The sequence below is a fragment of the Limibacter armeniacum genome, assembly GCF_036880985.1.
GTDB classification, from domain to species: domain Bacteria; phylum Bacteroidota; class Bacteroidia; order Cytophagales; family Flammeovirgaceae; genus Limibacter; species Limibacter armeniacum.
In genome coordinates this window covers 238025-250374 of record NZ_JBAJNO010000001.1, presented here as the reverse complement: position 1 = coordinate 250374, position 12350 = coordinate 238025, and the positions used below count along the sequence as shown (strand labels likewise).

General features: G+C 43.6%; 10 protein-coding genes. 7 read left to right on the top strand and 3 right to left on the bottom strand.

Annotated elements, in window-relative coordinates:
* Nucleotides 1-29 precede the first annotated feature (29 nt).
* Nucleotides 30-1046, bottom strand: a complete 1017-nt coding sequence (locus V6R21_RS00850) for a LacI family DNA-binding transcriptional regulator (RefSeq protein ID WP_334240008.1) — start codon at nt 1044-1046, stop codon at nt 30-32.
* A gap of 172 nt (nt 1047-1218) precedes the next feature.
* Between V6R21_RS00850 and V6R21_RS00845 the strand changes: the two genes are divergently transcribed.
* From V6R21_RS00845 to V6R21_RS00815, 7 genes are all read left to right on the top strand, one after another.
* On the top strand, nt 1219-2076 hold the full coding sequence (locus V6R21_RS00845) for an amidohydrolase family protein (protein WP_334240007.1): 858 nt from the start codon (nt 1219-1221) through the stop codon (nt 2074-2076).
* Between the two features lie 10 nt (nt 2077-2086).
* A complete protein-coding gene (locus V6R21_RS00840) occupies nt 2087-3037 on the top strand; it encodes an aldo/keto reductase (protein ID WP_334240005.1) in 951 nt (316 codons plus the stop codon).
* 12 nt (nt 3038-3049) lie between these two features.
* A complete protein-coding gene (locus V6R21_RS00835; RefSeq protein ID WP_334240003.1) occupies nt 3050-4078 on the top strand; it encodes a zinc-binding alcohol dehydrogenase family protein in 1029 nt (342 codons plus the stop codon).
* A gap of 90 nt (nt 4079-4168) precedes the next feature.
* On the top strand, nt 4169-5512 hold the full coding sequence (gene fucP / locus V6R21_RS00830) for an L-fucose:H+ symporter permease (RefSeq protein ID WP_334240002.1): 1344 nt from the start codon (nt 4169-4171) through the stop codon (nt 5510-5512).
* Between the two features lie 4 nt (nt 5513-5516).
* Nucleotides 5517-5927 (top strand): L-rhamnose mutarotase, encoded by a 411-nt coding sequence (locus tag V6R21_RS00825; RefSeq protein ID WP_334240000.1) that lies wholly within the window; start codon nt 5517-5519, stop codon nt 5925-5927.
* A gap of 12 nt (nt 5928-5939) precedes the next feature.
* The gene (locus tag V6R21_RS00820; RefSeq protein ID WP_334239998.1) at nt 5940-7589 is read left to right on the top strand and encodes a UxaA family hydrolase; all 1650 of its coding nucleotides are present in this window, start codon (nt 5940-5942) and stop codon (nt 7587-7589) included.
* A 29-nt stretch (nt 7590-7618) separates the two neighbouring features.
* Complete coding sequence (locus V6R21_RS00815) at nt 7619-9064, top strand: tagaturonate reductase (protein ID WP_334239996.1); 1446 nt, start codon at nt 7619-7621, stop codon at nt 9062-9064.
* 168 nt (nt 9065-9232) lie between these two features.
* Here the strand turns inward: V6R21_RS00815 and V6R21_RS00810 are convergent, their stop codons facing one another.
* Together V6R21_RS00810 and V6R21_RS00805 are read right to left on the bottom strand one after the other, a co-directional pair.
* Nucleotides 9233-10447 carry a T9SS type A sorting domain-containing protein gene (locus tag V6R21_RS00810; protein WP_334239994.1) on the bottom strand — a complete coding sequence of 405 codons (1215 nt, stop codon included), beginning with the start codon at nt 10445-10447 and terminating at the stop codon, nt 9233-9235.
* A gap of 318 nt (nt 10448-10765) precedes the next feature.
* Nucleotides 10766-12307 (bottom strand): alpha-L-fucosidase, encoded by a 1542-nt coding sequence (locus V6R21_RS00805; protein WP_334239993.1) that lies wholly within the window; start codon nt 12305-12307, stop codon nt 10766-10768.
* Between the last annotated feature and the right edge of the window lie 43 nt (nt 12308-12350).

The window sequence follows — 12350 nt, the reverse complement described above, 5'->3', positions numbered from 1 at the left end:
CCCGATCAATTGATCGGGTCTTTCATTTTCTATGATACAATGGGTTGTGTGCTGTCCCTCAGAATAAGTGAAGTGCCTAGCTTAACCAATTGCGAATTGGCTTTGGCTATCGGATCAAACAGCAATGTTACAGCTTTTTGCCCCATCTCATAAGAAGGTTGCTTGACGGTGGTCAGCTTTGGACTGGTATAAACAGTGATGGGTTCATCAGCATAACCGATTATAGACACATCTTCTGGAATCTGTAACCCGATACTTTTGACTGTTTCCATAGCAATAAAAGCTAGGTAATCACTGCAGGCAAAAATGGCGGTCGGTCGGGTGACCTGCGATAGGCGATGAATAATCATTTCCTGAATCTGTTCCTTTTCCGAATAAGGAATAATCAGAGCAGAGTTGATCTCCAATGAATGCTTTTTATGGGCTTCTACATAGCCCATATAGCGGTTAAAAGTCGTTGAAATCCCTTCTTCTCCCTTAAGGTGCAGCACCTGCTCATGCCCCCCTTCCAGTAGGTAATGAACAGCTTCAAAAGCCCCTGCAAAATCATCTGTAATCACTGCTGGCACATCCAGATCTTCACAGATGCGATCCAGCAGAACGATGGGTATACCATCATCCGTTATGTCGTTTAAGTAAGCATAATCCTCCATATCCTGTGAGAGGGCTATAAGCAGACCATCCACCTTTGCTGCAGCCATTTTAAAGCAAGCTTGTTTTTCTACCTCATAGGAACGCCCTGTACTCTCTATTAGCAGCCGATATCCCATTTCCTTTGCCTTGTCTTCAATACCATGTAGCATCATGGAGAAAAAGTTGTGATTGAATTCTGGTATGACCACGCCAATAGTACCAGAACGGCTCTTCTGTAGGTTCTGTGCAATCAAGTTAGGACGGTATCCCCATTCATCTGCTAACCTAATGACCGCTTCCCTTGTCTTGTCCGATATCTTGCTTCCACCATTCAAGGCTCTTGAAACAGATGAAGGCGTAATGCCCAATTCCTTCGCAATGTCTTTGATAGTGACCTTTTCTTTTCTCTTCATTTTCCAAAAAAATGCTATTCAATAAATATATATAAATACCTTTTAAATGCTAGCGCAAACGTTTGACTTGTTCAAAATAGGTGTCAATTATACGTTTGTATGAATCCAATTGAGAATTGAACAGTATAGGGAGTCTGATACCCATTAAAAGGCTAATAAAAAGCTGGATACTATGAGAAAAATAGATGCACATCATCACCTATGGAAATATTCGCCGAAAGAACATGCCTGGATTAGTGAAGATATGGAGGTACTGAAAAGGGACTTCCTTCCTGCAGCCCTGTGGGCAGAAATGCAGCAGGCAGGCTATGTAGGTTGCGTGGCTGTACAGGCAAGCCAAAGCGAACAGGAAACACAGTTCCTGCTTTCTGAGTCAAGTATCAACCCATTTATGCTAGGCGTTGTGGGATGGGTCAACCTATCACACCCGAATATCAGAGAGAGGCTAAGCTACTTTTCAAACTTCTCGGATTTCAAGGGGGTAAGACACGTTTTGCAGGATGAAGACGACGATCAGTTTATGCTGCGTGAAGCCTTTGTCAGAGGCATTGAAGCCCTGCAGGAATTCGGGTTGACTTATGACCTGCTAATTTTTCCAAAACATTTGCCTTATGCCATTGAACTGGTGAAGCGTTTTCCAGAACAGCCATTCGTGATAGACCATATTGCCAAGCCGGATATCAAAATGGGGCAAATGGAACCTTGGAAATCTCAGATTCAGCTGATTGCACAAAACCCGAATGTGTACTGCAAACTGTCTGGTATGGTGACAGAAGCAGATTGGAAGAATTGGACACCAGCTCAGTTACATCACTACCTGGATATCGTAGTGGAAGCTTTCGGAACAGACCGTCTGATGATCGGTTCGGACTGGCCGGTATGTACCCTTGCCGGAGACTACAAGAATGTGATGGAAGCTGTAGAATCCTACTTCACAGACCCTTCAGACAGGGAAAAGGTATTGGGTGAAAATGCCATCCGATTCTACGGACTGGTACCGAAAAATGAAGTGGAAGAAAAAAACATCTGAATATAGCCTTATGATTAGTACAGCAGTAAAACCTGTTTACAAACAGGATATCTATCAGGATAACGACGCTTTCTCACATGGTTCCCGCCTTGTGTTGGGAACGTCAGGTTTGGGTGGCGTATGGGGACCAGTTGATGAACAGGAATCCATTGATTGTATCCTCTATGCCTTGGAAAATGGCATTCTTTCAATGGACTCGGCACCCTCTTACAGCAGAGCAGAAGCGTTTCTTGGAAAAGCTTTAAGACAGTGGAAAGGTGAAAAGCCTTACATCAGTACAAAAGTAGGTCGCCTTGTTGCGGAAAAAGCAGACGAATATCATCTGGATTATACCCATGAGGGAATGATCAGAAGTGTGGAATGTAGTCTGGAAACGATCGGAGTGGAGCAAGTGGATTTACTTTTCCTTCATGAGCCACATTTAGTACCATTTGAGCGCAAAGACGAGATCATTGAGACGCTTCGGTACATCAAGGAAAAAGGATGGGCTAGAAAGATTGGGGTTGGCGGAAATCCGGTAGATGAATTCTATCCTTTCCTCGATTCAGGACTGTTCGAGGTAGTGTCAGGATTTACTAAGATGGACGCCTGTAACATGAGTGCTTTTGAGAAAGACATTCCCTATTTCCAGCAGAAGGGAATAGCCTATTACGCAGCCTCTGCATTACATATGGGTTTACTTGGCAGAAGATATGAGGAATACTGTGAGCAGCGACCAAACAACGAATGGATCTCTAACCGTGACGTGGATGTAGCCATCAAAGTGAAACCAATCGCAGATGAGCTGGGCATCGATATAGCAGAACTAGGACTTCGTTATGTGTTGTCGGTGAAGGAAGCGGATCGTGTCGTGATTGGAGCTAGAAAAAGTTATCAGGTCCAAAACACAATTGACTTTTGGCAGAAGGGAGCGCTGTCGGAAGAAATTTTCCAAAAGATCACAGATGCTATTTACCACTAAGCAAAACATACCATGAAAGCGATTATACTGAACGAACCAGGACAATTTAAAGTAAATGAATTGATGCCACCCAGTGATCAGCTGGAAGCAGGAGAAGCACTTGTTAAAGTACACCGCATTGGTATTTGTGGTACAGACTTGCATGCATATTCAGGCAAACAACCATTTTTTACTTACCCAAGAATTTTAGGGCATGAGTTAGGAGTAGAAGTATTGAAAGTAGGGAAAGGAGTTGAGAATGTAAAAGTTGGTGACAAGTGCTCAGTGGAGCCTTACTTCAATAAGAGAGAGGATCATGCTGTACAGAGAGGTTTTACTAATTGTGGAGAGAATATCTCCGTGTTTGGGGTACATGAGGATGGGGGTATGAGAGAATACTTCAGAATCCCAGCAAAATACCTACATACCTCTAAAATATTGTCTTATGACCAGTTGGCACTAGTTGAAACCTTGAGTATTGGTTGTCATGCAGTTAACCGCGCTAAGGTAACAGGAGAAGATACTGTAGCCGTAATCGGAGCTGGTCCAATTGGAATGGGAGCATGTCAGTTTGCCATGGCAGCTGGTGCCAGAACCGTGATGATGGACATCAACCAAAATCGTCTTGATTTCTGTCAGAAACATATCGGTGTGGACGGAACAGTTCGGGTAGCTGAAGTGGAAGTGACGGAAGCTTCACTGAGAGCACAGTTTGATGGCAACTTACCGACTGTAGTCATCGATGCAACAGGAAACAAGCACTCCATGTCAAATACCCTGACTTTTACGGCAGCAGCAGGGCGGATCGTTTTTGTAGGACTATTCCCTGGCGATTTTTCTTTCCACGATCCGTTTTTCCACAAGAAGGAATTGACAATTATGGCAAGTCGGAATTCATTGCCTTCTGATTTCGAGCAGATTATCAACATGATTGAAAACAGACAGATTGATACAACACCTTGGATCACCCACAAAATTGTATTTACTGACATTGCCAACCATTTTGATAGCTGGTTGAAACCAGAAACAGGCGTGATCAAAGCTATGCTTACACTCTCTTAGAAAGCAATAAAATATAAACCCAAATGAAGATTTTAGATCTCTTTATTATGCTTTTCTGAGTATAAATTAACCAATATAACAACTTCTACTATGGACAATTTAGCAACTGAACATATAAAATTGGAAAAGGCCGTACAGGCAAATTCTTCCAACAAGAAGGTAGTGGAAAAGAAATATATCTTTCCATTTATTCTGATCACATTTCTGTTTACACTTTGGGGTTTTGCCAATGATATTACCAACCCGATGGTATCCGCCTTTAAAACCGTGATGGAGATCTCAAATTTTAAGGCATCACTGGTACAGTTTGCTTTCTATGGTGGATATTTCACGATGGCACTGCCAGCTGCATTATTTGTTAAGAAATACTCATATAAGACTGCTATTCTGATCGGTTTAGCACTTTATGCAGTTGGAGCCTTACTATTCTTTCCAGCAGCACAGTTCGAAATGTTCGGTTTTTTCTTGGTATCGCTTTATATCTTGACTTTCGGACTGGCGTTCCTCGAAACAACTGCAAGCCCGTTGATTCTGTCTTTGGGAGCCAAAGAAACAGCAACACAACGTTTGAATCTGGCACAATCATTCAATCCAATTGGATCGCTGGTTGGGATGTTTGTCGCACAGCAGTTTATCCTTTCCTCTTTGTCATCAGCAGAAAAAGATGCTCAAGGTAACCTGATCTATTCAGGCTTGGAAATGGTGGAAAAGGAAGCTATCAAAACGCATGACCTGATGGTCATACGTGATCCATATGTGATGATTGGACTGATTGTACTGGCATTTGCCGTAGTGATTCTGATGTTTAAAATTCCAGAAGAAAGAAAAGTGGATCACAACTTCTCACTCAGTCAAACAATCAGGAGATTAGTTAAAAATAGCACCTATAAGGAAGGTGTTATCGCTCAGATATTCTACGTAGGCGCACAAATCATGTGCTGGACTTTCATTATTCAGTATGCGGAAAGCATTGGTTATACAAAGGCAGAAGCACAAAGCTTCAATATCATTGCTATGGTATTATTCCTAGCAAGCCGCTTTATTGCCACAGCTCTAATGAAGTATCTGAAAGCCACACAACTGCTGACCTACTTTGCCTTGGGCGGTATTGTGATGATATCTTGTACCATTTTTATAGGTGGTGAATTTGGGCTTTATACCCTGATTGCTACTTCCGCATTTATGTCACTGATGTTTCCGACCATTTATGGTATTGCGCTGGAAGAGGTAGGAGATGATGCAGAGTTTGGTGCAGCAGGTTTGGTGATGGCGATTGTTGGGGGAGCACTGATGCCACCTATGCAGGGAGCTATCATTGATATGGAAAATGTCATGGGATTGAAAGCAGTTAATGCCTCCTTTATCATTCCACTGATTTGTTTCTGTGTCATTTCAACATTTGGATACAGAAGATGGAAAACCAAACAATCCTAACGAAATGAGCCGCTACAAAAGATACTGTAAAGCACTAAGCCTCACAGATAATACAACACTGATTGAGGAATACAAGAAAGTACACGCCAAAGGTGCTGCCTGGCCCGAAATTACCCAAGGGATGAAAGATGTGGGCATCGTTGATATGGAGATTTACCTGTTGGATACGCAGCTATTTATGATCATGGATACAGTGGAAGACTTCGACCACGACCATGCAATGAGCCTTCTGGCAGAAAAACCTCGTCAGTCGGAGTGGGAAGCCTATGTATCTCGTTTTCAAGAAACGGATGCTACCGCTTCAGCCAAGAACAAATGGCAACTAATGGAACGCATCTACGAGCTGGAACAGGAGCAGGAATACGGCAAGGAAGAAGGGCAGCTCAAAAACACATCAAAAGTCACGACTTTTTAAACAGGTAAAAAGATGAATAAAGTATTGATGGTGCATCCTTCTGACAATGTGATGGTAGCCCTCACTGATCTTCATGCATCGGAAACTATCCACTACGAAGGCAAGCATTTTACACCAATAGAGCCTATCAAGGCAAAACATAAATTTGTGATCGAAGATCTTGAAATAGGGGATGAGATCATGATGTACGGGGTTTTGGTAGGCAAAGCCACTCAAAAAATTCTGAAAGGGCAAGCCATTACAACAGGCAATGTCAAGCATGCCGCCAGCGATGTGCATGTAAGGGACAGAAGAACGGAGTGGGTTAAGCCCGACGTCTCAGCTTTTGAAGGCAGAACCTTTATGGGCTATCACAGAAATGACGGTCAGATCGGTACGCAGAACATGTGGCTGGTAGTGCCATTGGTATTCTGTGAAAACAGGAACGTGCTGGCTGCCAAGGAAATTTTGGAAGAAAAACTGGGCTACAAGAAAGGGCGCGACTATGAGTTGGATATCGATCGGCTGATTGCGCAAAGCCTTTTGGGCGCAAGCGCAATGGAACTGATGGAGGAGGATATCCTTGTGGAAGTAGAGGATGCCAAAAAGGAGAGGGTGTTCCCGAATGTGGATGGCATCAAGTTCCTGCTGCATGACGGAGGTTGTGGCGGCATCAGACAGGATTCTGATACGCTGTGTAATCTGTTGGCAGGTTACCTGAACAATCCGAACGTGGCAGGCGCTACATTCCTGAGTCTGGGCTGTCAGAATGCGCAGGTGGAAATCTTGCAGAAAGCCATTCATGACATGAATCCTGCAATGGATAAACCTATGTTCTTCGTGGAGCAGCAGAAAAGCGCTTCGGAAGGCAAATTCATCGAAGACATTGTCAAGAAAACAATGGCAGGTTTGGTGGAAGCCAATAAATGCGAAAGAAAAGAAGCCCCTATTTCAGCCTTGAGACTGGGACTGGAATGCGGTGGTTCGGATGGTTTCTCAGGTATCTCCGCCAACCCTGTGATGGGCTATGTGTCCGATATGCTGGTGGCACTGGGCGCAACGCCAATTCTGGCAGAGTTTCCGGAGCTGAATGGCGTGGAGCAAAGCCTGACAGACCGTTGTGTGGAAGAAAAGGACGCCCAACGTTTTGTGGAACTGATGGCACTTTACAAGCACAGAGCCGAAGCGGTAGGTTCCGGTTTTGACGCCAATCCTTCGCCTGGCAATATCAAGGACGGGCTGATCACGGATGCCATGAAGTCTGCAGGGGCAGCCAAAAAAGGCGGCAGCTCGCCAATCGTGGACGTACTGGACTACACCGAGCAGCTGAAGCGAAAAGGCTTGAACCTGCTGTGTACGCCCGGCAATGATGTGGAATCCACTACGGCACTGGCAGGATCCGGCGCTACCCTGATTACGTTCAGCACAGGACTGGGAACGCCTACAGGTAATCCGATTACGCCTGTTATCAAGGTATCCTCTAACTCCATTCTGGCAAACCGAATGAAAGACATCATCGACTTTGATGCCGGCTCGGTGATCAGCGGGGAGGACAGCATTGCTTCCAAGGCAGCGCAAATGCTGGAGTACCTGCTGGCAGTAGCAAGCGGAGAGGCAGAAACCAACGCCATGCGCCTCAGACAGGATGACTTTATTCCTTGGAAACGAGGTATTTCACTGTAGTAAACCCAATACCGAAACCAGATCAAACAATGAAACTCAATCGGAATAATATAAATACAGCAGCCCGTCCAATACGTGTCGTGCAGTTTGGGGAAGGAAACTTTCTTCGGGCGTTTATCGACTGGATGATTCAGGAACTGAATGAGAAGGCTGATTTTGATGCAGGCGTGGCAGTGGTTCAGCCGATTCCCCAAGGTTTGGGGGAGCTGTTGAATGCACAGGACGGTCTGTATCACCTTTACCTTAAAGGCATCGAGAAAGGCAAACTGATCAACCGGCACCAACTGGTGGACTGTATTCAGCAGGTGGTCAATCCTTACGAAGACTATCAGGGTTACCTTGAGCTTGCGAAGGTAGAAACATTGCAGTTTATCTTTTCCAACACAACAGAGGCGGGTATCCGCTACCATGAAGCGGATAAGCTTGATGAAGTGCAGGACAGTTTTCCGGCAAAACTGACTGCCTTGCTGTATGAACGTTTCCGTCATTTTGGGGGAAACATTTCGAAAGGACTCCACATTCTGCCTTGCGAATTGATTGACAAGAACGGTCAGATTCTGAAGGAAACAATTCTTAAGAATATCGAGAACTGGCAGCTGCCCAAGGCATTCCAAAACTGGATAGAAACGGCTTGTACTTTCTACAATACCTTGGTGGACCGCATCGTACCGGGCTTCCCGAAAGACCGCATCGAAGAGATCCACAAGGAACTGGGTTTTGAAGACCAACTGGTCGTGGAAGGCGAACAGTTTCACCTGTTTGTGATTGAGGGAGACGAGAAAATCAAGGAAGTATTTCCTGCCGAAAAAATCGGACTGAACGTGATCGTAACGGACAATCAGGCGCCTTACCGTACCCGTAAAGTGCGCATCCTGAATGGCGCGCACACTTCACTGGTGCCGATTGGTATCCTGTCAGGTGTAGAGACAGTGAAGGAAGGACTCGACCACGAGCAGGTGGGTGCATTTCTGAAGCAGCTGATCAAGGAGGAAATCGTGCCGACCTTGCCGGCTTCGGAAGGCATTCATGAATTTGCGGAAGATGTATTGGACCGTTTCCGGAACCCGTTTGTCAAGCATTACCTGAACAGCATTTCGCTGAACTCATTCCCGAAATTCAACACAAGGGTACTCCCTTCTATATCGGGGTATTTTATCAAGGAAGGTAAGTTTTCACAGCGACTACTGGTTGCTTTTGCAGCCTTGATCAAATTGTATGACCCAAAAAATGAGCAAGGTTTTGAACCACAGGACGATCAGGAAGTAGTAGACTTGCTGAGGTCACTTTGGGAAAACTATTATGCTACCCAAGGAAATCTGGAAAGCGTAGTGGCAGGTGTCTTGGCTTTCGAAACAGTTTGGGGAGCTAATCTGAATAATCTGGGAAATTTGAAAGCAAAACTGACACAATATCTTGCTCAGATTCAGGAAGAAGGGATTGGTGTTTTGCTCGAAGAGAATTTAAATCTGGTTTAAATATTGGTTATAAGTTGGGAAAATAAGAAGGGGGCTAATTTATCCCCCTTTTCTTTTGGCAATTCTTTGCCAATAAAACATCTGTATTAGTACCGTGGCATTCATAAAAAAAGGTCCGTAAAATAGGATTTACAGGCCTAAAAAATCAATCGTTTTTTTCAGGTAAAATTACTTTTTGATCAGGAATTTACGTGTGATGGTTTGATGGGGTTCTATGATCTTTAAAACATAAACGCCGTTTTTGTAAGCACTCACATCTAGAGACAGCTTGCCCTTTTTAAAATAGTTGTAGCCATCATATACTAAAGCGCCGTTCATGCTGTAAATCAGTACATGTGCATCCTCATAGTTCAGCCCCTCAATGCGTAACGTGCCTTGCGATATGGATAACCCACTGAATTTCATATTTTCATCATATTCAAATGCATCGGTAGGATCAAATTTAAATCTGTTCAAATTAAGTTCATTGATTTCTGGCCCTACAAAAGAGGACGCAAAGGTTGCTCCCGATTTTACTTGATAGAGCCTAAAATAATCCACTACCAATTTGGTGACATCGGGCTCATTGGAATCACCGCCGCCTGTCCAGAGGTTGCCGATATACCAGAACATATCAGACCTGCACACTTTGGGGATGGAGGAGATGCTACCGGTACTGCTGGAATTGAAAACGACCTGTCTGCCCAGTTTAAGCCATTCGCCGTTAACATACCTCCATACCTGCATGTAATTCCAGTTATACTCCAGACCGTAAATATGCCAGTCGGTATCTATGTCAAAATCATAGAAGGATTTCATGATGGCCTTTTCACCTAAAGAACCGTTGGCAGCTGGATCATTGATTTTTGTACCATTTATGCGGCAAGGTGCATCCGCCTGGGTTCTGGCTCCCCCTCCATAGTTGGTCACTTCTATCAGGTCAATCTCGGTCCAGTTTGAACCGCTCAGGCACGTACGTTCAGGGCCGTTATATCCATTACAGTTGGCAGACCAAATAGAAGGATGATAGCTGGACTTTCGGGTTGGACTGAAACCGGAGAGTTTCCACCGGACCATATAGAAACCATATTTCATGGAGTTTTTTGAAACAATACCCCCAGCAGTATTATCCTTTCCTTTACAGATAAGGGTACCGTTGCTCAAAACAATAAAACTTGGGTCTTCGGTAATCCTCTTGTTGGTTTGGTTGGTGGCTTCCCGTCGGAGCCATTTGGAACTATTCAACGAAGCACCCTCAAAGTCATCGGAACGATTGGTGTTGATGTAAGAATAGTATTTACCGCTTATTTCTGCTGGCAGATCGGGTACACGTTGAGCGTACAGGCTGACAGCAAAAAAAATGGAAAGGAGCATTACTAGAGTGAGTTTTTGGGTTTTTTTCATAATAATAATTTATAGATGAATTAATAATATGGGTCAATAAGGAATGACCACGTTTCTGTTTGAAGAATTGAAAAGAGCAAAATTTGCTTGAATTTGAGGTTGGAATCAAAGGACAAGCCTTTGGAAGTGAGAGATGACTGAGGTTGCCTAAGTAGAAGCAAGTGATTTTGTGGCAACTCAGTAATTGATGCGACAGAACCTAGATGAGTTCCCTTTCTTATCAGTATTATTTTCAGACAGCTGATGACAACATTGTCAATCAACATTTTATTAAAATGAGTAAGGCTGATTAAACAACCAGCCTTACCTAACATTCTATTATTTACCCACCCAGGCCACTGCATTATTGTCTTCGAAAGCAACTTCAAAAACAAAAGCATGGTTACAAGGCTGCTCAGCCGGAAGGCTGACCTGCAACCCATCTGCAGTCTGTTCCCAGGCTAGTTTTTCCTTGCTGCCCAGCAGTTTCACCTGCTTGATCTGGGAGGCTACATACTCGTTGCCTTTGCTAAGTGCAGGAATCGTCACTTTACCATTCTCAGCCCAGTCCATTGAAATGGCATATAGCTTTCCATTATTGGTCGTGAAGCGGAAGTCATCAGCAGTTAGTTCTTTGTTTTTGCCTTCAGTATGGTGACCTGTAGCTACTTCTGTTGGACCTTCTCCAAATATTTTCCAAGGTCTTGATCCGTAGATGGCATCGCCATTGACATTCATCCAATTACCGATCTCAAACAGAATGGCTTGCTGGTCTTCTGGAATTGTACCGTCAGCTTTTGGACCTACATTTAGCAGTAGACAACCGTTTTTACTAACAATGTCCACTAGGTCATCAATAATGGTGTTGGCATCTTTGGAAATCCAGTTCTCCACATAGGACCAAGAATTTTTACCAATTGAAGTATCTGTTTGCCAAGGCTCCTGACGGATATCAGACATTTTGCCCCTTTCAATATCCAGCACGTGTGTTCCTTCAGGGAAAGTAGCCATCTTAAAGTTTTTAGTTTGTAAAACTACATCCTTGTTCCACTCGATGCCTTTATTATAGTAATAAGCAGCTACCTTAGGGTGGTATGGCATAAATTCTTCTCTGTCAATATAAAAGTCAAACCATAGAATATCGGGTTTATAGTTGTCTATGATGTCTGTAGTTCTGTTCCACCACAGTTCAAGAAACTCTTCATCAGCAGCTGTATAGTGATCATGGCTTTTGCCGTAAAGGTCTGCATATTGAGGGTCCATGGTATCAAACCCTTCCTTGTGGTTATAGTAGTTCCAGTTGAAAGCAAAGTGGGAAGAAGCACCGATTTTCATTTTTCTCTTTCTTGCTTCTGTAGTTAGTTCACCTAGAATATCTTTTTTTGGTCCCATGTCTACAGCATTCCAACGGGTATGGTTAGATTTATACATTGCAAACCCATCGTGGTGCTCTGCTACAGGGACGATATATTTGGCACCTGATTTTTCGAAAATATCCACCCATTCTTTAGCGTTGAAATTTTCACCCTTAAACATTGGGATAAAATCCTTATAGCCAAACTTATCCAGCGTTCCGTATTTTTCAATATGGTGTTTGTAAACATTGGTAGCTCCTATACTCTTTACTTCTCCTTTTGGTCCCCATACTACACTGTCCATATACATGAATCTTGGATACCATTCTGATCGATAGGCCGGTACTGCGTATGGTCCCCAGTGGATGAAAATCCCAAGTTTTGCATCCTGAAACCACTCAGGAACATCGTATTCTTGAAGAGACTCCCAATTAGGTTCAAAGTTCTTTTGACTTGCTACATTGCTTTGTTTTTGGCTAGAACAAGCAACTAGAAGTGAGGTAATTATGATGAAGATTCTTTTCATAAACTATATATACTTTATGCACCAATCTGATGCCTTACATTTG

Coding starts and splice junctions, on each gene's coding strand:
- V6R21_RS00845 (WP_334240007.1), top strand. CDS start 1,219: ATGAGAAAAATAGATGCACATCATCACCTATGGAAATATTCGCCGAAA.
- V6R21_RS00810 (WP_334239994.1), bottom strand. CDS start 10,447: ATGAAAAAAACCCAAAAACTCACTCTAGTAATGCTCCTTTCCATTTTT.
- V6R21_RS00805 (WP_334239993.1), bottom strand. CDS start 12,307: ATGAAAAGAATCTTCATCATAATTACCTCACTTCTAGTTGCTTGTTCT.
- V6R21_RS00825 (WP_334240000.1), top strand. CDS start 5,517: ATGAGCCGCTACAAAAGATACTGTAAAGCACTAAGCCTCACAGATAAT.
- V6R21_RS00835 (WP_334240003.1), top strand. CDS start 3,050: ATGAAAGCGATTATACTGAACGAACCAGGACAATTTAAAGTAAATGAA.
- fucP (WP_334240002.1), top strand. CDS start 4,169: ATGGACAATTTAGCAACTGAACATATAAAATTGGAAAAGGCCGTACAG.
- V6R21_RS00840 (WP_334240005.1), top strand. CDS start 2,087: ATGATTAGTACAGCAGTAAAACCTGTTTACAAACAGGATATCTATCAG.
- V6R21_RS00815 (WP_334239996.1), top strand. CDS start 7,619: ATGAAACTCAATCGGAATAATATAAATACAGCAGCCCGTCCAATACGT.
- V6R21_RS00850 (WP_334240008.1), bottom strand. CDS start 1,046: ATGAAGAGAAAAGAAAAGGTCACTATCAAAGACATTGCGAAGGAATTG.
- V6R21_RS00820 (WP_334239998.1), top strand. CDS start 5,940: ATGAATAAAGTATTGATGGTGCATCCTTCTGACAATGTGATGGTAGCC.